21 protein-coding genes and 1 CRISPR repeat array are annotated in these 25203 nt (G+C 65.2%); of the genes, 10 read left to right on the plus strand and 11 right to left on the minus strand.

Annotated elements, in window-relative coordinates; all coding sequences use genetic code 11:
* Positions 1-100 precede the first annotated feature (100 nt).
* On the plus strand, positions 101-1003 hold the full coding sequence (gene hemF, locus B0E46_RS03100) for an oxygen-dependent coproporphyrinogen oxidase (RefSeq protein ID WP_077554242.1): 903 nt from the start codon (positions 101-103) through the stop codon (positions 1001-1003).
* 90 nt (positions 1004-1093) lie between these two features.
* Here the strand turns inward: hemF and B0E46_RS03105 are convergent, their stop codons facing one another.
* Positions 1094-1753 (minus strand): hypothetical protein, encoded by a 660-nt coding sequence (locus B0E46_RS03105; protein WP_077554243.1) that lies wholly within the window; start codon positions 1751-1753, stop codon positions 1094-1096.
* 144 nt (positions 1754-1897) lie between these two features.
* On the opposite strand from B0E46_RS03105, the gene gpmA reads away from it, so the two are divergent.
* The 3 genes from gpmA to B0E46_RS03120 all read left to right on the plus strand — a co-directional run bounded on the left by gpmA (position 1898) and on the right by B0E46_RS03120 (position 3650).
* A complete protein-coding gene (gpmA, locus tag B0E46_RS03110) occupies positions 1898-2641 on the plus strand; it encodes a 2,3-diphosphoglycerate-dependent phosphoglycerate mutase (RefSeq protein ID WP_077554244.1) in 744 nt (247 codons plus the stop codon).
* Positions 2641-3018 (plus strand): cupin domain-containing protein, encoded by a 378-nt coding sequence (locus B0E46_RS03115; protein WP_254425021.1) that lies wholly within the window; start codon positions 2641-2643, stop codon positions 3016-3018. Before gpmA ends, B0E46_RS03115 begins: the two co-directional genes overlap by 1 nt.
* Positions 3019-3116: 98 nt before the next feature.
* Complete coding sequence (locus B0E46_RS03120) at positions 3117-3650, plus strand: DUF1453 family protein (RefSeq protein ID WP_077554245.1); 534 nt, start codon at positions 3117-3119, stop codon at positions 3648-3650.
* A gap of 10 nt (positions 3651-3660) precedes the next feature.
* Here B0E46_RS03120 and B0E46_RS03125 read toward each other — a convergent pair whose 3' ends face one another.
* From B0E46_RS03125 to B0E46_RS03155, 8 genes are all read right to left on the minus strand, one after another.
* Positions 3661-4518: a type 1 glutamine amidotransferase domain-containing protein gene (locus tag B0E46_RS03125; protein WP_077554246.1), complete on the minus strand. Its 858-nt coding sequence runs from the start codon at positions 4516-4518 to the stop codon at positions 3661-3663.
* A 16-nt stretch (positions 4519-4534) separates the two neighbouring features.
* On the minus strand, positions 4535-5836 hold the full coding sequence (locus B0E46_RS03130) for an amidohydrolase (RefSeq protein ID WP_077554247.1): 1302 nt from the start codon (positions 5834-5836) through the stop codon (positions 4535-4537).
* 156 nt (positions 5837-5992) lie between these two features.
* Positions 5993-6358 carry a hypothetical protein gene (locus B0E46_RS17170; RefSeq protein WP_139350401.1) on the minus strand — a complete coding sequence of 122 codons (366 nt, stop codon included), beginning with the start codon at positions 6356-6358 and terminating at the stop codon, positions 5993-5995.
* A gap of 88 nt (positions 6359-6446) precedes the next feature.
* Entirely contained in the window at positions 6447-6959 is a 513-nt protein-coding gene (locus B0E46_RS03135) for a hypothetical protein (protein WP_254425022.1), read from the minus strand.
* Positions 6960-7047: 88 nt separating this feature from the next.
* Positions 7048-8325 carry an MFS transporter gene (locus B0E46_RS03140; RefSeq protein ID WP_077554249.1) on the minus strand — a complete coding sequence of 426 codons (1278 nt, stop codon included), beginning with the start codon at positions 8323-8325 and terminating at the stop codon, positions 7048-7050.
* Positions 8312-8650: a cupin domain-containing protein gene (locus B0E46_RS03145; protein ID WP_077554250.1), complete on the minus strand. Its 339-nt coding sequence runs from the start codon at positions 8648-8650 to the stop codon at positions 8312-8314. The genes B0E46_RS03140 and B0E46_RS03145 overlap by 14 nt, the downstream gene beginning before the upstream one ends.
* A 71-nt stretch (positions 8651-8721) precedes the next feature.
* On the minus strand, positions 8722-9840 hold the full coding sequence (zapE, locus tag B0E46_RS03150; RefSeq protein WP_077554251.1) for a cell division protein ZapE: 1119 nt from the start codon (positions 9838-9840) through the stop codon (positions 8722-8724).
* Positions 9841-9898: 58 nt separating this feature from the next.
* On the minus strand, positions 9899-10588 hold the full coding sequence (locus B0E46_RS03155) for an alpha/beta fold hydrolase (RefSeq protein WP_077554252.1): 690 nt from the start codon (positions 10586-10588) through the stop codon (positions 9899-9901).
* Between the two features lie 48 nt (positions 10589-10636).
* Between B0E46_RS03155 and B0E46_RS03160 the strand changes: the two genes are divergently transcribed.
* Positions 10637-11230, plus strand: a complete 594-nt coding sequence (locus B0E46_RS03160; RefSeq protein ID WP_077554253.1) for an ACP phosphodiesterase — start codon at positions 10637-10639, stop codon at positions 11228-11230.
* Between the two features lie 119 nt (positions 11231-11349).
* Here B0E46_RS03160 and B0E46_RS03165 read toward each other — a convergent pair whose 3' ends face one another.
* A complete protein-coding gene (locus B0E46_RS03165; RefSeq protein ID WP_174567057.1) occupies positions 11350-11829 on the minus strand; it encodes a c-type cytochrome in 480 nt (159 codons plus the stop codon).
* A gap of 528 nt (positions 11830-12357) precedes the next feature.
* Here B0E46_RS03165 and B0E46_RS03170 point away from each other — a divergent pair.
* The 4 genes from B0E46_RS03170 (at position 12358) to B0E46_RS17175 (ending at position 20812) form a co-directional block, all read left to right on the plus strand.
* Complete coding sequence (locus tag B0E46_RS03170; RefSeq protein WP_077554254.1) at positions 12358-13620, plus strand: efflux RND transporter periplasmic adaptor subunit; 1263 nt, start codon at positions 12358-12360, stop codon at positions 13618-13620.
* Between the two features lie 166 nt (positions 13621-13786).
* Positions 13787-17020, plus strand: coding sequence for an efflux RND transporter permease subunit (locus tag B0E46_RS03175; RefSeq protein WP_077554255.1), 3234 nt, complete (start codon positions 13787-13789; stop codon positions 17018-17020).
* Positions 17021-17247: 227 nt separating this feature from the next.
* The gene (locus tag B0E46_RS03180) at positions 17248-20379 is read left to right on the plus strand and encodes an efflux RND transporter permease subunit (protein ID WP_077554256.1); all 3132 of its coding nucleotides are present in this window, start codon (positions 17248-17250) and stop codon (positions 20377-20379) included.
* Positions 20380-20536: 157 nt separating this feature from the next.
* On the plus strand, positions 20537-20812 hold the full coding sequence (locus tag B0E46_RS17175) for a hypothetical protein (protein WP_139350402.1): 276 nt from the start codon (positions 20537-20539) through the stop codon (positions 20810-20812).
* Between the two features lie 106 nt (positions 20813-20918).
* A CRISPR array of direct repeats spans positions 20919-21541; the repeat unit is 36 nt; unit sequence GCTTCAATGAGGCCGCAGCGAATCGCTGCGGAGCAC.
* Positions 21542-21647: 106 nt separating this feature from the next.
* On the opposite strand, the gene B0E46_RS03185 is transcribed toward B0E46_RS17175, so the two are convergent.
* On the minus strand, positions 21648-22559 hold the full coding sequence (locus B0E46_RS03185; protein ID WP_077554257.1) for a DUF6429 family protein: 912 nt from the start codon (positions 22557-22559) through the stop codon (positions 21648-21650).
* Between the two features lie 327 nt (positions 22560-22886).
* Here B0E46_RS03185 and B0E46_RS03190 point away from each other — a divergent pair, with 327 nt between their 5' ends.
* The gene (locus tag B0E46_RS03190) at positions 22887-25112 is read left to right on the plus strand and encodes an NADP-dependent isocitrate dehydrogenase (protein ID WP_077554258.1); all 2226 of its coding nucleotides are present in this window, start codon (positions 22887-22889) and stop codon (positions 25110-25112) included.
* The last annotated feature ends 91 nt before the right edge of the window (positions 25113-25203 follow it).

A 25203-nucleotide genomic window follows, 5' to 3' on the forward strand; every position in this document is an offset into this window, starting at 1 on the left:
CCCCGCTTGCGGGGCCGTCGTCGTTTGCGACGTCTCGCCGCAGCCGCGGCCTGCGGCGCCTTGCTAAGCTCGTCCCGCCGTCGAATCCGGAAATATTGATGTGAGCCAGCAAGCCGATCGAGCCGAAACCTTCCTGCGTGAACTGCAGGACCGCATCTGCACCGCCATCGAGCAGATCGATGGCAGTGCGCGATTCGTCGAGGATGCGTGGACGCGTGCGGCCGGCGGTGGCGGGCGTACGCGGGTGTTGCGCGATGGCGCGATCTTCGAACAGTCCGGCGTCAACTTCTCGCGGGTCAGCGGCAACCAGTTGCCACCCAGCGCGACGGCACACCGGCCGGAGTTGGTCGGTGGCGGCTTCATCGCCACCGGTGTGTCGCTGGTGCTGCATCCGAAGAATCCGCACGTGCCGACCACGCACGCGAATGTGCGCTACTTCGAGGCCAGCAAGGAAGGCGTGGAGCCGGTGTGGTGGTTCGGTGGCGGCTTCGACCTCACGCCGTTCTATCCGGTCGACGAGGACGTGCGGCACTGGCACACCGTCGCGCGCGACCTGTGCGCGCCATATGGCACGGACGTGTATCCGCGCTACAAGCAATGGTGCGACGAGTACTTCTACCTGAAGCATCGCGAGGAGACGCGCGGTGTGGGCGGCCTGTTCTACGACGATCTGAACGAGGGCGGTTTCGAGCGCTGCTTCGCGTTCACCCGCGACGTCGGCCAGGGCCTGCTCGACGCGTACCTGCCGATCGTCGCGCGCCGAAAAGACACGCCGTACGGGGAGCGCGAGCGCGAGTTTCAGCTGTACCGGCGCGGCCGCTACGTGGAATTCAACCTGGTCTACGACCGCGGCACGCTGTTCGGCCTGCAGTCGGGCGGGCGCACCGAGTCGATCCTGATGAGCCTGCCGCCGCGGGTGCGCTTCGAATATGCCTACACGCCCGAACCGGGTTCGGCGGAAGCGAAGCTGGCCGAATACCTGAAACCGCGCGACTGGCTATGAGCGGGAAGTGAGGGAAGAGGAGAGAGAAGTGAGAGAAAGCGACGCGCGGGCCTTGGTATTTCTCTCACTCCTCTTCCCTCACTCCTCACCTTACGGTTGTGCGCCGCTGAACTTCACCACCGTGGCACCCTTGACCGGGCCGATCTGCGCGCTGTCGCTGACCTTCAGCACCACGTCGCGGCGAAATTCCAGCGTGCCCTGCACCACGGCATGCGGGCCGATGATCACCAGTGGCGTGCGGCTGTTGAAGTTGAACCAGCCGTTCGGCTTGTCGACCAGAATGCCGCCTTCGACGTGCGAATCGGCACCGATCGTGATGTCGCCGCCGACCGTCTCGATGCCGCCGGCAACGTGGGCGTTGTCCAGCACGATCGAGCCGTTGACGTTGCTCAGCTTGCCGCCGACGTCGGCGCCCGGGGCCAGGTGCAGGCTGCCATTGACGGCGTCGACCTGGCCGCTGACGCGGCTGCCGCTGCCCAGGCTGATCGAGCCGTTGACCGTGCCCAGTTCGTTGGCCTGCGCCTTGTCGCCCAGCTCGATCGCGCCGTTGACCGTGCTGGTCTTGCGTACGACGGCGCCGCCGGCGATGTGCACCGCGCCGTTGACGGTGCTGACCGTACCGGCATGCTGGCCGGCCTCGACCCGTACCGAGCCATTGACCTTGTCGATATCGCTGTCCTGCGCCACGGCCAGCAGGGGCAGGCCGAGCGCGAACGCAGCGGTGATGAAAACCGTCGAAAGACGACGCATGGCTAGTCTCCGTGCATGAATGGTGTAGCTAGGATGCCTCCACGGCGGCATCGGTTTAGCATGACCTGTGGCAGGGTCGGCATTTGACGATGCCGGGTCCCGCCTTCACCATGCCTCGTTTAAGTCATCCGGTTGAGCGCACCCATGCACAGACTCGTACTGATCCGTCACGGCCAATCGCAGTGGAATCTCGACAACCGCTTCAGCGGCTGGGCCGATGTCGACCTCACCGCGCAGGGCATGGCCGAGGCACAGGAAGCCGGTCGCTTGCTGCAGGCGGAGGGTTACACGTTCGACGTGGCGCATACCTCGGTGCTCAAGCGCGCGGTGCGCACGCTGTGGGGCGTGCAGGACGCGATGGGCCTGATGTGGTTGCCGGTGCATACCGACTGGCGCCTCAACGAGCGCCATTACGGTGCGCTGACCGGCCTCAACAAGGCCGAGACCGCGGCGAAGTACGGCGAGGAGCAGGTGAAGGTGTGGCGCCGCAGCTACGACATTCCGCCGCCGCCGCTGGAGCGCGGCGCCAACGAGGCGGTGCACGATCCGCGCTACGCCAGCCTCGATCCGAAAGACATTCCCGACACCGAGTGCCTGAAGGACACCGTGGCCCGCGTGTTGCCGTACTGGCACGAGGTGCTGGCGCCGGCGATCCGTTCCGGCCAGCGCGTGCTGGTGGCGGCGCACGGCAATTCGCTGCGCGCGCTGGTGAAGTACCTCGACGGCATCTCCGACGAGGCGATCGTCGAGCTGAACATCCCCAACGGCGTGCCGCTGGTGTACGAATTCGACGAGCGGCTCAGGCCGCTGCGCCACTATTACCTCGGCGACGCCGAGGCGATCGCGGCGAAGATGGCCGCGGTGGCGAACCAGGGCAAGGCGAAGTAGTGCCAGTGCCGCAGGCCACCTCGCCGAGAAAGGCCGCCGCCGCGCTGGCCGACTACTGGTCGCCGCGGATCATTGGCGAGCTCGATGATTCCTACCTCAAGGTGGCCAAGGTGCTGGGCACGTTCGGCTGGCACAGCCATGACGACGAGGATGAGCTGTTTTTGATCCTGGCCGGCCAGCTGCGCATCGAGATGGAAGCCGGTGCGGTCGAGCTGGCCGAAGGCGAGATGTTCGTGGTGCCCAAGGGGGTCAGGCACAACCCGGTCGCGGCGGCGGAGTGCCTGCTGATGCTGATCGAGCGCAAGTCGACCCTGCATACCGGCAGCGTGGTGACGGCGCGGACGCGTTCGCTGGCCGAGCAGTTGGGCAACGGCTGAACCCGTAACCTGGCGTCCTGACGAAGGGTGACAAACGTCAGTCGTCAGCCGCCGTTCGCTCGATTAAGCTGGGCGTCGTCCATCCCGTGGTGTCGCCCATGCCTGTCCATCTGACCAATTACCTGATCATGCTGCCGCTGCTGGCGTGGATCGTGTGGCGGCGCGTGAGCCGCCAGTTCGGCCGCCAGCCGATCCAGCGCAAGCGGATGATCGCGCGCATCGTGATCTTTGCGGTGGTGGGTTGCCTGCTGAGCCTGGCCGGCTTGCACAGCATCCAGTTGCTCGAGGGACTGCTCGTGGGCGCGCTGATCGGTGCGTTGATCGGCATGGTCGGGCTCAGGCTCACCCGCTTCGAAGTCGATCCGGTGAAGGGCGACTGCTACGTGCCGAATGCGTGGATCGGTGCCCTGCTCACGGTGCTGCTGCTGGGGCGCTTGCTATGGCGTTTCATGCAGATGCAGCAGGTCTCCGCGGCCGCACAGGCCGGTGGCTACCCGGCGAGCTACACCTATAGCCCGCTGACCATGCTGGTAGTCGGCTTGCTGGTCGGCTACTACATCGTCTACTTCAGCGGGCTGCTGATCCATCATCGCCGTTTCCAGCAAGCGCATCCGGGCACGAGTACGCTGTAAAAGCCTGCCGTTACGGCCTGGCGAGCAGCGCCGAGAATTCCCGTGCAAAACGGTGCACGTCGCCAGGCCAGCGCGCGGAGAGATAGTTGCCGTCGCGCACCACGAAGGCCGGCGAGGCATCGCGCTCGCTATCCCGTGCGAGGCCATTCGTCTTGCGGCGGTAATCCGCTGCGTCGGGCGGCACGTCGAGGAAGTCCCGCGGATCGGCCAGCGCGCGCGTCACTTCCTGCTGCACCGACATGTAGCCGACCGGCTGATCCGGTGCTTCGTCATACGTGCGGTAATAGAGCGGATCCCAGAAGCGGCTGATCCGTGCCGTTGCCCAGGCCTTCCTTTCCAGCGCCCAGGTCAGCGCGGTGGTGCGACGGCCATACAGCACCGACTTGCCGTCCGCCGAGCGGCTGCGCGCCGCCAGCAGCACGCCGTGGCAGATCGCGGCGACGGGCTTGTCCGCGGCGAAGAACGCAGCGACCAGCTGCTGCAGCAAGGGACTCTCCAGATACTCGCGCATGCCGCGTGCCCGATGTCCGCCCGGCAACAGCAAGCCATCAAACGCCGATGCATCCAGTGCCTCCCAGCGCAGCGGTGCGTGGAACGCGGCATCCTGCAGCATCGCCGCATAGTCCTTGCGCGCGTCGGCGTTCGCGCGCAGCAGCAGGCCGACCAGGCGCAGGCGGTTCAGTCCCGGCAGCCAGCCCCACGGATCGAGGCCGATGCCGTTGAGCATCAGCTCGTCGGCGCTGGCCGGTTGCCCATCGGGCGTGGCGAAGACCACGGCGTGTCCGTCGGCGTGCAGCGTGCGCCAGCTCACCGCGACTTCGGAAGGATCGAAATCGCGGTGCGGCAGCGGGATCAGGATGCGGGCCATGCGCGTGGTCCGCCTCTCACGAAGCCGGTGCGTCGAGGTAATCCAGGCTGGCCTGCAGCATCGCTTCCATGCCGATCTTCAGCGCGCCCTCGTCGAGATAGAACTTCGGCGAATGGTTGGCCGGCGCTTTCGACGCATCCTGGCCCAGCGGGGTGGAGCCGACGAAGAAGTACACGCTGGGCACCGCCTTGGCGAAATAGGCGAAGTCCTCCGAGGCCATCCACGGTTTCGCCTCGATCACATGCGCGTTGCCGAGCGCCTTGCCGATGCTGCCGCGCACGCGGGCGGCGAGCGCGGGATCGTTGACCAGGACCGGATTGCTGTCGCCGACCGGGATCTGTTCTTCCACCGTGGCGCCGTTGGCGGCGGCGATGTGCTCGGCGATGCCCTTGAGGTTGTCGATCGCCTGCTGGCGCATGCCGGCATCGAAGGTACGCAGGGTGCCCTGCAGTTCCACCTGGTCCGGCACGATGTTGTAGCGCGAGCCACCCTCGACGATGCCGAAGCTGAGCACCGCCGGCAGGTTGCCGATGTCCAGCTTGCGACTGACGATGGTCTGCGCGGCGCTGATGATCTCGGCCGAAGTGACGATCGGATCGACGCCGTTCCATGGCATCGCACCGTGCGTCTGCCGCCCGTGCACCACCATGCGGAACCAGTCCGAGCCGGCCATCGTCGGCCCCGGCCGCACCGCCACCGTGCCCACGTTGAGCGAGCTGACCACGTGCATGCCGAACATCGCATCCGGCTTGAAGTCGCGGAACAGGCCTTCCTTCAGCATCAGCGCCGCGCCGCCTTCCTCGCCGGCCGGCGCACCTTCCTCGGCCGGCTGGAACACGAACAGCACCGAACCATGCAACTGCTTCTTCATGCGGCTCAGCGCCTGCGCCATGCCGAGCAGCATCGCGGTGTGCGCGTCGTGGCCGCAGGCGTGCATCACGCCGGTCGGCTTGCCGCGGTATTCGCCCTTGGCCTTCGAGGCGAACGGCAGGTCGACTTCCTCGGTCACCGGCAGCGCGTCCATGTCGGCGCGGATCGCCAGCCGCGGCCCGGGCAGGTCGCCCTTCAGCAACCCCACGACGCCGGTATGCGCGATGCCGGTATGCACCTCCAGCCCCAGCTTCTTCAGTTCGGCGGCGACCAGCGCCGAGGTGCGCACCTCGCGATTGCTCAGCTCGGGATGCTGGTGGATGTCGCGCCGCCACGCGGTGACCTGCGGCAGTTCCTGCTGCGCCATTGCTTGCACGCTGGGGGTGTCGGTGGCATGCAAGGGAACGATGGCGGCGGCGAGCGCCATGACAAACAAGGTACGACGCATGGGTATCTCCTCCGAGGGACGACCGATGCTAGCGCGTTGCCATGACGCGGTGCCGAATTTTTGGCGTTGGCTCGCCGAAAAATGTGTTGACCACCCACATCATGAGGGTGGATTCGTTGGTGTTTTAGATCGCCTTCGGCGACCAGAAGTAGACGTTCAGTGCTTTGTTGAAGCATCGACACCAGAAGGTGACATGACTTGACCGTGTGGCCCAATTTCCTGAAGAAGCTTGCCAGACGGCGAGTAATAAAATAGGAGGGCTCGCATCTCGACAATTACTGGATTGCCACGGTCGTCCTCATAGTCTGGACCTGCGCCAACGGTCCACCTGCCAGAACTAAAAGACGCTATGAAATCGCAGCGAACTGTATGAAGGTCATCCAATGTGTGTGCAGGATTTTGGCAATAGCTTGCAGATGCCTGCTTTGCAAGTTCGATGATTTGTTCTTTCGTCAACTTGACGTCGGAGGCTGCCACGCTTGTCGTAAGCAACAAAAAAGCTAAAAAGACTTTACCAATCATGGAATGCTCTGAATGTTTAGAGGCGCTTTCAGATTCTGACACTGAAAATGCTCGTTTTTGGCGGCGACCGAAGGCCGCACTTGCCACGCTACTGGGAAAAGTCCTTCGGCACGTTGGCATCGATCCAGTGGGTGATGAATTCCTCGAGCGCAACACGTTGCGGAATCTCGATGCCGGCTTCCCGGACAAACGCCGCGGCGACCTTGATGAACGATTGCTTCGACCGGCTGGAGGCTTGCCGGGCAGACGCCTGCTTCTGCCGGAGCTGGACGGTGTGCGCCGAGGGCTGGCCGGCCTTGGCGAACTTCTGGTAGCGACGCAGTTCGTCGGCCGCCAGCTCCGTGTCGAATGCTGCCTGCAGCATTGCCTGCCTGGCCTTCAGCAGCGGGATCAGGCAATCCGCGGCTTTGGTCAGTGCGCCGGTCACATCCGAAGTCAAAAGGATGCGGGCCAGTGGCGGTGGGAGCGTCATGCCAGCGACCGTGGGAGTGGCTTCGTCGAACAGCTCCAGATGGCGAAGGAAACTGTCATGGGGAAAGGACGTTTTCGCTGCCATGGGGAGCCTGATACTGGGAACTACGGACGATACGCCTTTGCGCATGGTGCGCCATGTCGCCAACGGCCTGGTATCTCATCGTGATGCATTCACTCGACGCAGAACTGCACGGGCCCAGGTGCATCGCAGCAACCTATGCCCGATGCAAGATGTGCCTCTCAGGGTTGCGATACACCAGTACCGTCGCGATCAATCCACACAGTGCCGCGAACGACAACCACAACCCGGGCGCGGCGTTGTTGCCGGTGAGATGGATCAGCCATTGCGAGATCGCCAGGCTCGAACCACCCAGCGTGGTGGCGAGGCTGTAGGCGAGCGAGAACCCGGCGGTGCGCACTTCGACCGGCATGATTTCGGTGAGCGCCACCACCAGGGCGCCGTTGTAGCTGGCATAGATGAAGGACAGCCACAGCTCCACGCCGAGCAGCCGATCGAAGCCGGGCTTGGCCACCAGCCAGTGCAGCACGGGATAAGCGGTAAGCAGGGCGAGCACGGTGCAGGCGAGCAGCAAGGGCCAGCGACCGATGCGGTCCGACAGCGCGCCCATCAGCGGCAGCCAGATCAGGTTTGAGATGCCGACGTACAGCGTCACCACGAACACGTCGGACTGCGACAGCTTCAGCACTTCCCTGCCGAAGGTCGGCGTGTACGCGGTGATCAGGTAGAACGACACCGTGGTCATCAGCACCATCGCCATGCCGAGCAGCACGATGCGCCAGTGGGCGAGCATCGAGCGGTAGATTTCGCCGGCGCCGAGGCGACGCTTGCGGGCGAGGAAGGCCTCGGTTTCCTGCAGCGAGCGGCGGATCAGGAACACGAACGGCACGATCAGGCAGCCGATCAGGAACGGCACGCGCCAGCCCCAGTCGCTCATCGCCTGCGGCGACAGCCAGCGTTGCAGCAACAGGCCGAGCAGGGCGGCGAACATCACTGCGACCTGCTGGCTGGCCGATTGCCAGGAACAGTAAAAGCCGCGGTGCCCCGGCGTGGCGATCTCGGCCAGGTAGACCGACACGCCGCCCAGCTCGACGCCGGCGGAGAATCCCTGCAGCAGGCGTCCGGCCAGCACCAGCAGCGGCGCCAGCGCACCGATGCTGGCGTAGCCCGGAACCGCCGCGACCATCAAGGTGCCGGCGGCCATCAGCGCGAGGGTGAGGATCAATCCCTTGCGGCGGCCGTGATGGTCGATGTACGCGCCAAGCACGATCGCACCGACCGGCCGCATCACGAAGCCGGCGGCAAAGGTCAGCAGGGTCAGCAGCAGCGACGCATAGGCGTCGTGGCTGGGGAAGTACGTGCGTGCGATGGCCGCGGCGTAATAGCCGTAGACCATGAAGTCGTACATCTCGAGGAAATTGCCGCCGACGACGCGGAAGATCGCCTTGATGTTCTGACGCCTAGTGTTCTCCACCGTGCGGCCCCCAGAACACGACCCATGTGGCGAAGTCGGCAGTGAAATTCTCAAACCGGTGCTCGGCGCCGGCTTCCACAAACAGCACGTCTCCAGCCTTGAACGGGATGCGCTCTCCGTTTCTTAGAAAATCGCCTGCGCCGCTGATGATGATGTAGAGCTCGTCCTGCTGGTGTGGCGACTGCGGGTCAATGCTTCGGGGCGCATAGAGTCCGACTTTCATCGAACCATGTCTCAGGCCGTAGTGGAAACGGAATTCATCCGGGCTGTCGGGAAGCTTTTTCAAAGCATCTTCAAGCCCGAACATCCAGTCGCTAGCTGACATGACGTGTCGACCTTCCGGCGGTGTGCGGGGTTGCATGCATGGCTGAGTCCCGCGGAGGCAGGACGTCAAGGCTAATCCGCGCGATGTTCCAGCGCCAGATAGTCCCTGCTCTGCATCTCGATCAGGCGTGATTCGGTGCGGCCGAATTCGGCGCGCAGGCGTTCGCCGTCATACAGCTCGGTGATCGGTGCGGCGGCGGACAGCACCAGCTTGACGTGGCGGTCGTAGAACTCGTCGACCAGTTGCACGAAGCGCTTCGCGGCGTCCTCGCTGTAGATGGTGAACTGCGGCACGTTGGAGATGATGATCGCCGGGCCGGCCTTGGCCAGTGCGATGTAGTCGGCGACTGCGCGGGGCCCTTCGCAGAGTGCGTCGAAATCGAACCACAGGATGTTGTCGGCGCGCTTGCGATACGGGATGTCACGACCGTTGATCTGCAGTGCACCGTCCTGCTGGATCGAGCCGCTGGCCTGGTTGCCGAAGATGCGCCCCAGCGCACGCTCGGCTTCGGCGCCCGGTGGGGTCAGATACACCGGTGCCTGCGCCAGTGCACGCAGACGCCAGTCGTGCGACGAGGCCATCTCGACTACGTGGCAGCGCTGTTCGATCAGCGCGATCGCGGGCAGGAAGCGCACGCGCTGCAGGCCGTCCTTGTAAAGGTTGGCCGGTGCGGTGTTGGAGGTGGTGACCAGGGTCACGCCACGCGCGAACAGCGCGTCGAGCAGGTTGGCCAGGATCATCGCGTCGCCGATGTCGTTGACCAGGAATTCGTCCAGGCACAGCACGCGGCAGCGCGCGGCGAGGCCGGCGGCCACCTCGACCAGCGGACTCTGGCGCTCGCCCAGCGCGCGCAGGCTGTCATGCACCTCGCCCATGAAGCGGTGGTAGTGCCGGCGCAGCGCGATGCCGTGCGGCAGGCTGGCCACGAACAGGTCCATCAGGAAGGTCTTGCCGCGACCGACCGTGCCCCACAGGTACAGGCCGGGCAGCGCTTCGGGCTGATCGTTGCCGAGCAGCGATTTCAGCCGCCCGAACAAGCCGTTGTTGGCTTCAGGTAGCACGCACAGCGCCGCGTGCATGCGGTCGAACTCGGGCAGCAGGGCGAGCTGGGTGGGATCGGACTCCCAGCGATGCGCGGCGACGCCTTCCTGGTAGCGCGCGCTCGGCGCGAGCGGTGGGGTTTCACTCATGGAACGGCGTCTTGGATGAGATGGATAAGTGAGTGTCAGGCGCGACGGGCGACATGCTTCACGGCCGACGTGCCGGTGGCAGCCAGTCGAGTGCGGCATGTTTCACGGCGCCACGCAGATCCATCAGCCGGCGGTGGAAGAAGTGACCGGTCTCGGGCATGCGCACCAGTTCCGGCGGTACTTCAAGGCTGTCGATCCAGTCGAACACGGCCTGCGGCTCGACGACCTCATCTTCCTCGCCCATCACCACCAGCCAGGGACAGCCGGGCGGGGTGAGCGAGGCGAACGACCAGCGACCGGCCGGCGGGGCGATGCTGATCAGCGCCTTGGCTTGCAGCCTGGCGGCGTTGCGGATGGTGACGTAACTCCCGAACGAGAAGCCGGCCAGCCACAGCGCATCGTCCGGCCGCGTGCGGCGCACCCAGGCCACCACGGCGGCGAGGTCGTCGCCTTCGCCGTCGCCGTTGTCGTACACGCCTTCGGAGGCGCCGGTGCCGCGGAAGTTGAAACGCACGGTGTCCAGCCCGGATTCGCGCAGCGCGCGTTCGACCATGGTCACCACCTTGTTGTGCATGGTACCGCCCTGCACCGGGTTCGGGTGGCAGATCACGGCGACGCCACGACGTGCGCCAACCGGTTCGGCGACATCGCTGACGGTTTCGAGCTTGCCGGCGGGACCGTCGAGCATGAAACTGGCGGTGGTCTGGGGAAAGCTGGCAGGTTCGGCGGGGAGCTCGGTGGGATTCATGCCTGCGATGATAACCGCCATGGCGATTCGCCGCCGCGGACACTGCGGATGAACCATCTGGCGCACGTGCTGCTGGCCGGCGACGACGAATGGCTGCAGCTCGGCGGCATGCTGGGCGATTTCGTGCACGGCCAGCCCGATGCCGCCTTGTTTCCGTCGCGGGTGATCGCCGGTATTCGCCTGCATCGCGCGATCGACGTATATACGGACGCCCATCCCGAGGTGCTGGCGGCCAAGGCGTTGCTGCCGCCACCGTACCGGCGCTATGCCGGCATCCTGCTGGACATGTGGTTCGACCATTGCCTGGCGCGCGATTTTTCGCGCTGGTGCGTGCAGCCGCTGGCTGATTACTCCGCTGCCTTGCGTGGATTGCTCAGGCGTCACGACGGACTGCTGCCACCCGCGCTGCGGCGGTTTCGCGGCTACATGGAGGCGCATGGGCTGCCGGCAGGTTATGCCGATCCCGCCGTGCTGGGCGATGCGCTGGCGGGGATCGGGCAGCGGTTGAGCCGTGCCAATCCGCTGGATTCGGCGCTGCTGGTGCTGGTGGCGCATGAGGCGCTGTTGCAGGAACGTTTCGAGATGTTCTTTCCGCAGTTGCGGGAGTTTGCGCGCGAGTGGGTTGCGGTGCATGGAGGGTGATCGGGGCGGATTGCTCGCGAGCACCGACCCCTCTCCCCACTCCTCTCCCGCGAGGGAGAGGAGGAAAACGAAAACGCCGCCCGAAGGCGGCGTTTGATTTCATTTCATTGAAGCGAGGCTTACTTGGCCTGACCGACGATCCAGGTGACGGCGGCCTTGACCTGCTCGTCGGTGAGCGCCGGGTTGCCGCCCTTCGGCGGCATGAAGTTGCCGTCCGGGCCGTGGTAACCCTCGGTGGCGTGCTTGATCAGGGTGTCCAGGCCTTCGGCGATGCGCGGGCCCCACATGCTCTTGTCGCCCAGCTTTGGCGCGCCGGCAACGCCGGAGGTGTGGCAGCTGGTGCACAGGTTTTCGTAGATGGTCTTGCCGTCGGTGGTGCCACCGTAGGCCACCTGCGAGGCAGCGGCCTTGGCAGCAGCGTCGGCGGCAGCCTGCATCGCGGCGCGGCCGGTATTGCCGGCGTAGACGGCGCCGGCTGGCGCGATCCGCTCGGCGATCTGGGCCGGTTCGTTCGGGTTGGTTTCGTGCGGCGCGTGTTCGTAGATCGCCAGTGCCGAGAGGATCAGCACCAGGGTCAGCACAACCAGACCACCGAGCATGACGGAGAACTGGCGCAAGAAGCTCTGATCGGATTTGCTTATGGGACCGCTCACTCACGTACTCCTGTCAGTGGGCAAGACGGCAAGGCCACGATGGCCGTCCCGGCATGCCTGATTTGCTTGTACTGGATCACCGGGGCCGCAGGTGCGCGGCATCAAGGCCCGGTTGCTGCAGGACCCGTGATCCGGACCGAACAGACAGCCAGTCGCGGATTATAAACGAAGCGCGCGGCAAGTTTCAGGCCTCCATGCGGGGGTGCTGGCCGCGTTGCCCGGTTTTCGTATGGAGGCCCGCAAGCCTTGGTGGAAGCCGTGTGGCAGGCTGCCCCTGCCATCGGTCATACCCCACCCCTGTCAACCGGCATTGTTCAAGTTCGTTCAACTGCCCCTATGCTTTCACCCCGAGAGGAGTCGGTCGGACTTTCTCCAGGCGGGTGGAGCCGACAAACTTCATATACATCGGGTATGCATACTGCGTGATGGTGTGCCGGGTGGCCGCGCCGTTTCAGTTCAGTCCAGGAGTTTCACATGTCGCGTTTTTGGAAGATCGCATTGATCGTCATTGCGGTGATCGTGGTGGTGGCAATCGGCTTCCGGCTGCTGCACAAGCCGGCGGCGGAAGGCACCCATCGTCGTGGCGCCCGTGCGGATGCAGCCGCAGAGCAGGGCAGCGGACAGGACGGCAAGGACAACGCCCCGGTACCGGTCACGGTCGAGCCCGTGGTGAGCCAGAACGTGCCGATCTACCTGACCGGCCTGGGCACCGTGCAGGCGCTCAATACGGTGACGATCAACTCGCAGGTCGCCGGGCAGATGATGAGCATCAACTTCACCGAGGGCCAGTCGGTGAAGAAGGGCGACCTGCTGGCGCAGATCGATCCGCGCACCTTCCAGGCGAACTACGACCAGGCGGTCGCCAAGCAGAAGCAGGACCAGGCCCTGCTCGCCACCGCGCAGAGCACGCTCAAGCGCAACCAGGCACTGGTGGCCAGCGGCTACGTCGCCGCGCTGGACATGGATACCTACCGCAACAATGTCGGGCAGCTGACCGCCACCGTCGCCGCCGACGAGGCCGCGATGCATTCGGCCAAGGTGCAGCTGGATTTCACCCGCATCATCGCGCCGTGCGACTGCGTCACCGGCATCCGCAGCGTGGATCCGGGCAACGTGGTGACCACCAGCACCGCGATCGTCACGCTGACCCAGGTGCACCCGATCTATGTGATTTTCTACCTGCCCGAGCAGAACCTCGAAGTCGTGCGCAATGCGTTCAAGGGCGGCGCCCGGCTCGAGGTGGCGGCGCTGGATCGCACCGACTCCCATCCGCTGGCCAACGGCGGCGTGCTGCAGGTGATCGACAACCAGATCGACACCAGCACCGGCACGTTCAAGCTGCGTGCGCAGTTCCCGAATGCGGACAACACCTTGTGGCCGGGCCAGTTCGTCAACGTGCAGCTGAAGGTGCGCACGGACGCCGGCGGCCTGGTGATCCCGGCACAAGCCGTGCAGCGCGGCCCGGATGGCGATTACGTGTACCAGTTGCAGGACGACAAGACGGTGAAGATGCAGCCGGTGACGGTGGCGAACGAGGTGGGCGCCAGCCACGTGATGATCAGCAAGGGTCTGGCGGTGGGTGACCAGGTGGTCACCGAAGGCCAGTTCCGGCTCAAGCCCGGCAGCAAGGTGCAGGCGCTGAAGCCCGGCGAAGTGCCGGCGGCGCCTTCCGCCGCCGAACTGCAGAAATCCAAGCAGAACGGTCAGAAGGGTGGTGGCCGCCGTGACGGTGGCTGACAAGCTGCGCTTCGCGTTGCGGGTGATGCCGGCATGCTTGCCGCTCACCCGCAGCGGCCCGCTCTTGCGAAACCTGCATCTACGCCGTCCCGATTCGCCCGGATTTGATGCGGCACTTCCATTGATGGTCGCCCACGACCACGCCTACTGACGGTTGCGACGCCCCATGGGATTTTCGACACTCTTCATTCGCCGGCCGATCGCCACCTCCTTGCTGATGGTGGCGATCCTGCTGCTCGGCATCCTCGGCTACCGCCAGCTGCCGGTATCGGCGCTGCCGGAGATCGAGGCGCCCAGCCTGGTGGTGACCACGCAGTACCCCGGGGCCAGCGCGGCCACCATGGCCTCGCTGGTGACCACGCCGCTGGAGCGCAACCTCGGCCAGATCTCCGGCCTGTCGATGATGACCTCCGACTCGTCGGCCGGCCTGTCGACGATCGTGCTGCAGTTCAACATGGACCGCGACATCGACATCGCCGCGCAGGACGTGCAGTCGGCGTTGAACCAGGCGCGCGGCACGCTGCCCAGCACGCTGCCGTACCCGCCGGTGTACAACCGGGTGAACCCGGCCGATGCGCCGATCCTCACGCTGGAGCTCACCTCCGACAGCCTGCCGCTGCGCGATGTGAACAACTACGCCGACTCGATCCTGGCGCAGAAGCTGTCGCAGGTGCAGGGCGTCGGCCTGGTCTCGATCGCCGGCAACGTGCGCCCGGCCGTGCGCGTGCAGGTGAATCCGGCACAGCTGTCGAATCTCGGCATGACCATGGAGGACGTGCGCAGCGCGTTGACCCAGGCCAACGTGAACGCGCCGAAGGGCACGCTGAACGGCGCCACGCAGAGCTACAGCATCGGCACCAATGACCAGCTGGCCACCGCCGAGGAATACAAGAACACCATCATCAGCTACCAGAACAATTCGGCGGTGCGCCTGTCCGACGTGGCCAACGTGGTCGATGGCGCGGAGAACGACCAGCTCGCCGCCTGGGCCAACGGCAAGCCGGCGGTGCTGCTGGACATCCGCCGCCAGCCCGGCGCGAATATCGTGCAGACGGTGGAATCGATCCGGCAGATCCTGCCGCAGCTGCGCGCAGTGCTGCCGGCCAACGTGCATCTGGACGTGTTCGCCGACCGCACGGTGACGATCCGCGCCTCGGTGCACGACGTGGAGTTCACCCTGCTGCTGACCATCTTCCTGGTGGTGGCGGTGATCTTCGTGTTCCTGCGCCGGCTGTGGGCCACGATCATCCCGTCCGTCGCGGTGCCGCTGTCGCTGCTGGGCACGTTCGGCGTGATGGCGTTCACCGGCATGTCGCTGGACAACCTCTCGCTGATGGCGCTGACCGTGGCCACCGGCTTCGTGGTCGACGATGCGATCGTGATGATCGAGAACATCGTGCGCTACATCGAGCAGGGCAAGGACGGCAAGGAGGCGGCCGAGATCGGCGCGAAGGAGATCGGTTTCACCGTGCTGTCGCTGACCGTGTCGCTGGTGGCGGTGTTCCTGCCGCTGCTGCTGATGCCCGGCGTCACCGGCCGGCTGTTCCACGAATTCGCCTGGGTGCTGACGATCGCGGTGACCATCTCGATGCTGGTGTCGCTGACCCTGACGCCGATGATGTGCGCCTACCTGCTCAAGGCCGACCAGCTGCCCGAAGGCGACGACGCGCACGAGCGTCATGCCGCGGCCGGCAAGAAGAACCTGTGGACGCGCACCGTCAACGTCTACGAGAGTTCGCTGGACTGGGTGCTTGGGCACCAGCGCCTGACCATCACGGTCGCGGCGATCACCGTGGTGATCACCGTGTTCCTGTACATCGTGATCCCCAAGGGCCTGCTGCCCGAACAGGACACCGGCCTGATCACCGGCGTGGTGCAGGCCGACCAGAACGTGGCGTTCCCACAGATGGAACAGCGCACCAAGGCAGTCGCCGAGGCGCTGCGCAAGCAGGCGGGCGTGGCGGGCGTGGCGGCGTTCATCGGCGCCGGCTCGGTCAATCCGACCCTCAACCAGGGCCAGCTCAGCATCGTGCTGAAGGATCGCGGCGACCGCGCCAGCCTGGACGCCATGGTGGCGAACCTGCAGGCCGCTGCCGCAGGTATTCCGGGCGTGGCGCTTTATCTCAAGCCGGTGCAGGACGTGACGCTGGACAGCCAGGTGTCGGCGACCGAATACCAGTATTCGATGTCGGACGTGAACGCCACCGAGCTGTCCGGCTACGCCAACCAGATGACCCAGGCCATGCGCCAGCGGCCGGAGCTGGCCGACGTCGGCAACAACCTCGCCGACCAGGGTACGGCGCTGAAGCTGACCATCGACCGCGACAAGGCCAGCCGGCTCGGCGTGCCGGTGCAGACCATCGACGACACGCTGTACGATTCGTTCGGCCAGCGCCAGATCTCGACCATCTTCACCCAGCTCAACCAGTATCGCGTGGTGCTCGAAGTGGCCCCGCAGTTCCGCACCAGCACCTCGCTGCTGAACCAGCTTGCGGTGAAGAGCAACGGCAACGGCGCGCTCACCGGCAGCAATGCGACCAGCTTCGGCCAGGTCGCGTCGAGCAATTCGTCCACCAGTACCGGCATCAATGTCGCCAACACCGGCGTCATCATCGGCAGCGGCAGCATCATCCCGATCGCGTCGCTGGCGACGTCCGAGATCACCACGGCTCCGCTGGTGGTCAGCCACCAGCAGCAGTTGCCGGCGGTGACCGTGTCGTTCAACCTGGCGCCGGGTTATTCGCTGTCGCAGGCGGTCGATGCGATCCACGACATCGAGAAGCAGATGAACTTCCCGCCACAGGTGCGTGGCCAGTTCATCGGCAAGGCGGCGGAGTTCTCCTCCAGCCTCGGTGACGAAGTGCTGTTGCTGTTGGCCGCGATCGTCGTGATCTACATCGTGCTGGGCGTGCTGTACGAGAGCTACATCCATCCGCTGACGATCATCTCCACCCTGCCACCGGCCGGCGTCGGTGCGCTGCTGGCGCTGATCCTGTGCGGCATGAGCCTGTCGGTGGACGGCATCGTCGGCATCGTGCTGCTGATCGGTATCGTCAAGAAGAACGCGATCATGATGATCGACTTCGCGATCGAGGCGAAACGCACCGGCCTGAATGCGCACGACGCGATCCGCCGTGCCTGCCTGCTGCGCTTCCGCCCGATCATGATGACCACCGCGGCGGCGATGCTCGGTGCATTGCCGCTGGCGCTGGGCAACGGCATCGGTTCGGAACTGCGCCGCCCACTCGGCGTGTCGATCGTCGGCGGTTTGCTGCTGTCGCAGCTGGTGACGCTGTACACCACGCCAGTGATCTACCTGTACATGGAGCGGTTCTCCGACTGGCTCGCCACGCGCCGCGAACAGCGCGCGCTGCGGCACGCAAACCAGGGCGTGGCGTGATGCGGGAGTCCCACGGGGGCATCCTGCGGTCGTGCACGATGTCAATCGCAATGCCGGCGGTGAACCCGCCGGCTGTTGCCTTTGCATGGCCCCGGTGACAGGGGATCCGGTGGCCGCTCATTCCCTCGGATCGCTCAACCTTTTCGCGGTTGATGCGTTAGCCATGGGATGAGACTTTCACGTGCCGTCTGGCATAACCTCATCCGCACCCTGGCCAAGCTTGATCCATGAATATCTCCGGACCGTTCATTCGCCGCCCGATCGGCACCTCGCTGCTGGCGATCGGCGTCTTCGTGGTCGGCATGATCTGTTATGCACTGCTCGGTGTCGCTGCGCTGCCGGACATGCAGTTTCCGGTGATCTTCGTGCAGGCCAGCCAGGCTGGCGCCAGCGCCGGCAACATGGCTTCCACCGTGGCTGCGCCGCTCGAGCGCCACTTGGGCCAGGTGCCGGGCATCGACACCATGCGCTCGTCCAGTTCGCTGGGCAGTACGCAGGTATTCCTGATGTTCAACACCAGCCGCAACCTGGATGCCGCTGCGCGCGACGTGCAGGCGGCGATCAATGCGGCGCAGTCGGACCTGCCGTCCGGTCTCAACAGCCCGCCCAGTTACGAGAAAGCCAACCCGAACGACGATCCGATCATCGCCTTCGCGCTGACCTCCGATACGCAGTCCACGCGCGATCTGTACGACGTCGCCGACTCGTTGCTGGCGCAGCGGCTGCGCCAGCTCGATGGTGTCGCCTCGGTGGATATCGCCGGTGCCTCGACGCCGGCGGTGCGCGTCGACGTGAACCTGCGCGCGCTCAATGCGATGGGGCTGTCGCCGGACGATCTGCGCAACGCGCTGACCGCGGCCAACGTGACCTCCCCGCAAGGCTTTCTGACCGACGGCCACACCACCATGGCGGTGACCGCGAACGACGCCCTGCACAGCGCCGATGATTTCGCCAGGCTGATCATCTCCAACCAGAAGGGCGTGGCGGTGCGCCTGTCCGATGTGGCCAAGGTGTACGACGGCACCCAGGACGCCTATCAGGCGGCCTGGTTCCAGGGCAAGCCGGCGATCCTGATGTACGTGTACAAGCAGTCCAACGCCAACATCATCGGCACGGTGGACCGCGTCAAGGCCACCATCCCCGAGCTGCGCGGGTACCTGCAGCCGGGTACTTCGCTGACCTCGTATTTCGACGGCACGCCGACCATTCGCGCGTCGCTGCACGAAGTGCAGGCCACCTTGCTGATCAGCCTGGCGATGGTGGTCCTGACGATGGCGCTGTTCCTGCGCCGGCTGGCGCCGACCCTGATTGCCGCGGCGACGGTGCCGCTGTCGTTGGCCGGTGCAGCCACGCTGATGTACGTGCTCGGCTACACCCTCAACAACCTCACCCTGCTGGCGCTGGTGATCGCCATTGGCTTCGTGGTCGACGATGCGATCGTGGTGATCGAGAACATCGTGCGGCACATCGATCAGGGCATGACGCGGATGCAGGCTGCGCTGGCCGGCGCGCGGGAAATCGGCTTCACCATCGTGTCGATCACCGGATCGCTGATCGCGGTGTTCATCCCGCTGCTGTTCATGGGCGGCATCACCGGCATGTTCTTCAAGGAGTTCACGATGACGCTGGTGGCGGCGATCGTGATCTCGGCGCTGGTGTCGCTAACCCTGACGCCGTCGATGTGCGGCCACTTCCTGCGCGGGCATCGCCAGGCCGCCGAATCGTCGCGCTGGGGTCTGGCCATCGATCGCTTCCACGAGCGCATGCTGGCGGTCTACGTCCGCGCACTGAATTTCTCGCTGCGGCATGCCTTGCTGCTGTCGCTGACCCCGCTGATCCTGATCGGCGTCACCGTGTTCCTGTTCACCCAGGTCAAGACCAGCCTGTTCCCGCCGCAGGATACCGGCCTGATCCGCGGCCGCGCGACGTCGGGCGCCACCGTGTCGTTCCAGGACTCCGTCAACCGCCAGCAGCGCCTGATCGACATGCTGCTGAAGGACCACGACGTGGCCACGGTCGGCTCGCGGCTGGGCAGCAGCCGGCAGGGTGCCAGCGGCTTCTTCGACATCCAGCTGAAGACGCATGCCGAGGGGCGCAAGGACGACACCTTCGAGGCGCTGGCGCGGCTCAGTGCGAAGGCGGCGAAGTATCCCGACCTCAACGTGCGCCTGCGCCCGATCCAGGATCTGCCCAGCTTCGGCGGTGGCGGCACCAGCCAGGGCGCGCAGTATCAGATATCCCTGCAGGGCGACGATCTGGCCGAACTGCAGGAATGGCTGCCGAAACTGGTCACCGAGCTGAAGAAGAACCCGCAGCTGCGGGATGTCGGCAGCGATGTCGACGATGCCGGCCTCGAGCAGGACATCGTGATCGATCGCGACAAGGCCTCGCGACTCGGCTTGTCCATCGGCACCATCGATGGCGCGCTGTACGACGCCTTCGGCCAGCGCCAGGTATCGACGATCTATTCCGACCTCAACCAGTACAAGGTGGTGATCAACGCGCTGCCGAACCAGACCGCGTCGCCGGCTTCGCTGGACAGCACCTATGTGCGCTCGACCAACAACCAGATGATTCCGCTGACCGCGTTCGCGCACCAGCGGGCCGGCCTGGCGCCGACCCAGGTCACCCACGAGAACCAGCAGACCACGATGGATCTCAGCTTCAACGTGGCGCCCGGCGTGAGCCAGGGCGAGGCGCTGCAGGTGATCCAGGCGACGGCCAAGAACATGCGCATGCCGGGCGACATCAAGCTCAACGTGGGTGGCGATTTCCGCCGCTTCCAGCAATCGCAGAGCGGCATGCTGTGGCTGGTGCTGGGCGCGATCCTCACCGTCTACATCGTGCTGGGCATGCTGTACGAGAGCCTGATCCATCCGGTGACGATCCTGTCCACCCTGCCGGCGGCGGGTGTCGGCGCGCTGATGGCGCTGTGGCTGACCGGCACCGAGCTGTCGGTGATCGCGCAGATCGCGCTGGTGTTGCTGATCGGCATCGTCAAGAAGAACGCGATCATGATGATCGACTTCGCCCTCGTCGCCGAACGCGAGCACGGCAAGAGTCCGCTGGAGGCAGCCCGCGAGGCCTGCATCGTGCGCTTCCGCCCGATCATGATGACCACCATGGTCGCGATCCTCGCCGCGCTGCCGATCGCGATCGGTCTCGGCGAAGGCTCCGAACTGCGCCGCCCGCTCGGCATCGCGCTGATCGGCGGCCTGCTGATTTCGCAAAGCCTCACCCTGCTCAGCACGCCGGCGCTGTATGTGGTCTTCTCGTGCATGGCGGCGCGGCGGAAGGCGTGGTGGGCGGATCGACAGGAACGCGCACGGTCGCGACGGATCGTCAGCGTGCGCGGCTGAGACATCGTCTTCGACAGGCCAATCCCGCAGCTGACTGCATGGGCTTTGTAAGCAAAGCGTTGCCTTCATGCACACGGCTTGTTAACCCCGCGCTGGCTATCACTGCACTCCCCCCACAAATCCACGTGCGCTTGTTCGCCCGCAGCAGGAGATCCCGATGAAGATGACTCGCCATACCCTGATGTACACCGTCGCACTGGCCGCCGTGCTGGCGCTGAACGCGTGTGGCAAGAACGAGGAATCGGTGTCCCAATCTCCCACTGCGCCACCGTCCGCAGCCACAGCTCTCGCACCGGCACCGGCACCGGCAACGGCAACCGGTGCCTCTACCCAGGCACCGGCTAGCAGTGGTTCGGCGATGACGCCGATGCACAGCGGCTCTTCCGCCCAGCCATCACCCGCCAGCAACAGTTCGGCCGGCGCAGGGCATTGATACGGCCGCGGCGGGCGTGGCGTAGCGTCTGCTGCGGATCTGCCGGAGTGCACTTGGACGTGTTCCTGGAGATCCGCGCGGCAACCGGCATGGTTGTTCTGGCTACCATCGAATGAGGCCGCAGCGAATCGCTGCGGAGCACCTCCTACTTGGCCGATTTCGCCGCGGCGATCAACGCCTGCTTCAATGAGGCCGCAGCGAATCGCTGCGGAGCACACAAGCCCGAATATGCCGCGCAAAAATTGAATCTGGGCTTCAATGAGGCCGCAGCGAATCGCTGCGGAGCACCACGGGACGGCACATGTCCAGACCGTTGGCACGGTAGCTTCAATGAGGCCGCAGCGAATCGCTGCGGAGCACAGGTGACGACGAGCGAGGGCCACGTCGTCACTTTTGGAGCTTCAATGAGGCCGCAGCGAATCGCTGCGGAGCACCCGGTGTGTCCCACCGCGCTTAGGAGAACGGAGAACATGCTTCAATGAGGCCGCAGCGAATCGCTGCGGAGCACAGACCGAAGTGGAGGGGGCGCTGCAGGCATGGCAGTAGCTTCAATGAGGCCGCAGCGAATCGCTGCGGAGCACCCCGCGCAGTGCCCAACCACGCGCGACCCGAGCACCAAGCTTCAATGAGGCCGCAGCGAATCGCTGCGGAGCACCCATAGGGGCGTCCGATGCGCGCGGTATTGACCGCATGGCTTCAATGAGGCCGCAGCGAATCGCTGCGGAGCACACCACCTTTCGCGTCGCGTACCCATCGTCAGTCTCACGGCTCGCGACGAGATAAACGATTTGGGTTACCGCAAAATTATACGATTCGACGACTTTGGTGGTGGCTCTCAGCGCATGCTGCTGCGCAATTCCTTTAGCCGCCGCGCCGCCGAACGGAACTTCACCTTGCCGGCGTCGAATGCCTCGGGGTCGTAGTCGCCGCCGAGCCATTCCAGCAGTTCCTCGGCTTCCTCGTCGGCCTTGGCCGGGTTGGCGAGAGCGGTACAGATCTGCTGATAGCCATGCACGCCGCCGCAGTCTTCGGGCGGGCAGGCTCGGGCGCCGGCGAGGCAGCGCGGGTATTTGGCTTTTGCCTCGGCGGGCAGGATGGCCTCGAGCAGGACCTTGTGGCTCCAGCCGTCGCCGAAGTCGTAGAGATAGACGCAGCTGGTGCCGGGTTCGGCGAGATGGGCGGTGATCGGCACGTCCCAGTCGGCGAGGCCGGGGGCATCGCCCCACGGCATGTCGTATTCCATCGGGATGCCGATCTGCAGGCCGTTGCGTTTGCCGCCGATGCGAAACTCGTGCATGTGCGCATCTTCCCAGCCCATCGCGTCGCTGAGGGTGCAATGCAGGTCCCAAAAGGTGGCGCTGCTGGGCAGCTGGATGCGTCGCCAGACCGGCGGCTTGACACGGTCAAGGGTGATCTTGAACTGATGTACCGTGGCAGTGGTTGCCTTGGTTCCGGTTCGTGCGATGGCCTTGACGGTCGTCGGTACGGGTGCCCTGGATGGGGCGGCGAACCACTGTTCGAAGAGGGCCCGGCCACGTTCGAATGCCGCAGGGTCGAGCGCCACGCTATGGGCGCGACGGCGGGCGTCGCCGATCAGCCCTCTGGCATGCAGCCGGTCGAGCGCATCCCACGGCAGCGATTTCCAGGCGCGATGACCGCCGAATTCTTCCTCGAAGCTGTTGGCCCATAGCAAGGCCAGTACGACGTCGTCGAGGCGGTCGGTGTCACAGGTGCTGTCGTCGGACATGGCGATGTCTCCGTGGAGCGGCGGCCTTCATCATAACGGTGCGCAAGAGCCGGAAAGCTTCATCGTGCCGAATGGCTGGTGACCATGGCCGACATCGTCGCCGAATGACGTCCAGGTCGTCAGCAAGGATTTCCCAGTCAGGCAAGTCGTGACGATGAGGGTCACCTTGGCTCGCGCTTTCCCCTTCAGGGCGAAAACGCGACAATGGGAGGCTTCCATGAACTCCGGTCGATCCTGCTGGGGTGGCTTCGGATGAAGCCGGGCGTCGTCGCACCAGGCGATCCCTCCATCCCTGAAATGCGCTAGCTAACGAGGTCAATGCAGACAATGTCCACCACGCCAAAGATCATCTACACGCTGACCGATGAGGCGCCGTTCCTGGCCACGCAGTCCCTGCTGCCGATCATCGCCGCGTTCACCGGCACCGCGGGGATCAAGGTGGAGACGCGCGACATCTCGCTGGCGGGGCGCATCATCGCGCTGTTCCCGGAGTTCCTGCGCGACGATCAGAAGATCGCCGACGACCTGGCCGAGCTGGGCCAGCTCGCCACCACGCCGGAAGCGAACATCATCAAGCTGCCGAACATCAGCGCATCGATGCCGCAGCTGAAGGCGGCGATCAAGGAACTGCAGCAGCATGGCTACGCGCTGCCGGACTATCCGGACGAGCCGAAGGATGCGCACGAAAAGGACGTCAAGACGCGCTACGACCGGGTCAAGGGCAGCGCGGTGAATCCGGTGCTGCGCGAAGGCAACTCCGATCGCCGCGCGCCGGCGTCGGTCAAGAACTACGCGCGCAAGCATCCGCACAAGATGGGCGCATGGAGCCAGGATTCGAAGACCCACGTCGCGCACATGGATGGCGGCGATTTCTACGGTACCGAAAAATCCGCACTGCTCGAACGGGCCGGCAACGTCAGCATCGAGTGGTTCGGCAAGGACGGCAGCCACGCCGTGCTGAAGCCGAAGACGGCGCTGCTGGCCGGCGAGATCATCGACGCCGCGGTGATGGGCAAGCGTGCGCTGGCCAGCTTCATCGATGCGCAGGTCGAGGATGCCAAGCGGCAGGGCGTGCTGTTCTCGCTGCACCTGAAGGCCACCATGATGAAGGTCTCCGACCCGATCATGTTCGGCGTGGTCGTCGGCGAGTTCTACAAGGACGTGCTGGCCAAGCATGCCGATGCACTCAAGAGCATCGGCTTCAATCCGAACAACGGCATCGGCGACCTGTATGCCCGTCTCGGCGCGCTGCCGGAAGCGACGCAGGCCGCGATCAAGGCCGACATCGCGGCCGAATACGCGCAGCGCCCGGCGCTGGCGATGGTCAATTCCGACAAGGGCATCACCAACCTGCACGTGCCCAGCGACGTGATCATCGACGCCTCGATGCCGGCAATGATCCGCGACTCCGGCAAGATGTGGAACGCCGAAGGCAAGCTGCAGGACACCAAGGCGGTGATCCCGGATCGCTGCTACGCCGACGTCTACCAGGCCGTGATCGAGGACTGCAAGGCGCATGGCGCCTACGATCCGGCGACCATGGGCAGCGTGCCCAATGTCGGCCTGATGGCGCAGCAGGCGGAGGAGTACGGCTCGCACGACAAGACTTTCCAGATCGCCGCCGACGGCGTGGTGAAGGTGATCGACGAGACCGGCAAGGTGCTGCTCGAGCACGCGGTCGAGGCGGGCGACATCTGGCGCATGTGCCAGACCAAGGATGCGCCGATCCAGGACTGGGTGAAGCTGGCGGTGAGCCGCGCGCGTCACACTCCGGCGGTGTTCTGGCTGGATGCCGCGCGCGCCCACGATGCGCAGGTGATCGCCAAGGTCGAGCGCTACCTGAAGGATTACGACATCAGCGGCCTGGACATCCGCATCATGACGCCGGTGGAGGCGACGAAGTTCTCGCTGGAGCGCATCCGCCAGGGACTGGACACGATTTCCGTCACCGGCAACGTGCTGCGCGACTACCTGACCGACCTGTTCCCGATCATGGAACTGGGCACCAGCGCCAAAATGCTGTCGATCGTGCCGTTGATGGCCGGCGGCGGCCTGTTCGAAACCGGTGCCGGCGGTTCGGCGCCCAAGCACGTGCAGCAGTTCCTTGAGGAGAACTATCTGCGCTGGGATTCGCTGGGCGAGTTTCTCGCCATGGCGGCCTCGCTCGAGCATCTCGGCAGCCGCTACGACAGCGTCGATGCCGGCGTGCTGGCGAAGACGCTCGACCAGGCCAACGGCAAGTTCCTGAACAACAACAAGTCGCCGTCACGCAAGGTGGGCGAGCTGGACAACCGCGGCAGCCATTTCTACCTGGCGCTGTACTGGGCGCAGGCGCTGGCGATGCAGGATACGCATGCCGCGCTGAAGGCGAGGTTCGTTCCGCTGGCCAGGGCGCTGGAGGAAAACGAGGCGAAGATCATCGATGAGCTCGCCAGCGTGCAAGGCCAGCCGGTGGACATCGGCGGCTACTACCATCCGGACCTGGCGTTGGTGAGCCAGGCGATGCGCCCGAGTCCGACCTTCAATGCCGCGCTGGCGACGCTGTCGGCTTGAGGCGAATCGTGTCGGCGTCAGTGCCGTAGGCGTGATGGCAGCATGAAGCGGGACGCCTGTCGGCGCCCCGTTTTCATTTCGAGCGGTGCGT

The sequence above is a fragment of the Rhodanobacter sp. B04 genome, assembly GCF_002001125.1.
In the GTDB taxonomy this organism is placed as follows: Bacteria; Pseudomonadota; Gammaproteobacteria; order Xanthomonadales; family Rhodanobacteraceae; genus Rhodanobacter.

Bases quoted from the DNA above. Each gene is read 5' to 3' on its own strand.
- B0E46_RS03105 (WP_077554243.1), bottom strand. From the start codon at position 1,753: ATGCGTCGTCTTTCGACGGTTTTCATCACCGCTGCGTTCGCGCTCGGC.
- gpmA (WP_077554244.1), top strand. From the start codon at position 1,898: ATGCACAGACTCGTACTGATCCGTCACGGCCAATCGCAGTGGAATCTC.
- B0E46_RS03120 (WP_077554245.1), top strand. From the start codon at position 3,117: ATGCCTGTCCATCTGACCAATTACCTGATCATGCTGCCGCTGCTGGCG.
- B0E46_RS03125 (WP_077554246.1), bottom strand. From the start codon at position 4,518: ATGGCCCGCATCCTGATCCCGCTGCCGCACCGCGATTTCGATCCTTCC.
- B0E46_RS03130 (WP_077554247.1), bottom strand. From the start codon at position 5,836: ATGCGTCGTACCTTGTTTGTCATGGCGCTCGCCGCCGCCATCGTTCCC.
- B0E46_RS17170 (WP_139350401.1), bottom strand. From the start codon at position 6,358: ATGATTGGTAAAGTCTTTTTAGCTTTTTTGTTGCTTACGACAAGCGTG.
- B0E46_RS03135 (WP_254425022.1), bottom strand. From the start codon at position 6,959: ATGCGCAAAGGCGTATCGTCCGTAGTTCCCAGTATCAGGCTCCCCATG.
- B0E46_RS03145 (WP_077554250.1), bottom strand. From the start codon at position 8,650: ATGTCAGCTAGCGACTGGATGTTCGGGCTTGAAGATGCTTTGAAAAAG.
- zapE (WP_077554251.1), bottom strand. From the start codon at position 9,840: ATGAGTGAAACCCCACCGCTCGCGCCGAGCGCGCGCTACCAGGAAGGC.
- B0E46_RS03155 (WP_077554252.1), bottom strand. From the start codon at position 10,588: ATGAATCCCACCGAGCTCCCCGCCGAACCTGCCAGCTTTCCCCAGACC.
- B0E46_RS03160 (WP_077554253.1), top strand. From the start codon at position 10,637: ATGAACCATCTGGCGCACGTGCTGCTGGCCGGCGACGACGAATGGCTG.
- B0E46_RS03165 (WP_174567057.1), bottom strand. From the start codon at position 11,829: ATGCTCGGTGGTCTGGTTGTGCTGACCCTGGTGCTGATCCTCTCGGCA.
- B0E46_RS03170 (WP_077554254.1), top strand. From the start codon at position 12,358: ATGTCGCGTTTTTGGAAGATCGCATTGATCGTCATTGCGGTGATCGTG.
- B0E46_RS03175 (WP_077554255.1), top strand. From the start codon at position 13,787: ATGGGATTTTCGACACTCTTCATTCGCCGGCCGATCGCCACCTCCTTG.
- B0E46_RS03180 (WP_077554256.1), top strand. From the start codon at position 17,248: ATGAATATCTCCGGACCGTTCATTCGCCGCCCGATCGGCACCTCGCTG.
- B0E46_RS17175 (WP_139350402.1), top strand. From the start codon at position 20,537: ATGAAGATGACTCGCCATACCCTGATGTACACCGTCGCACTGGCCGCC.
- B0E46_RS03185 (WP_077554257.1), bottom strand. From the start codon at position 22,559: ATGTCCGACGACAGCACCTGTGACACCGACCGCCTCGACGACGTCGTA.
- B0E46_RS03190 (WP_077554258.1), top strand. From the start codon at position 22,887: ATGTCCACCACGCCAAAGATCATCTACACGCTGACCGATGAGGCGCCG.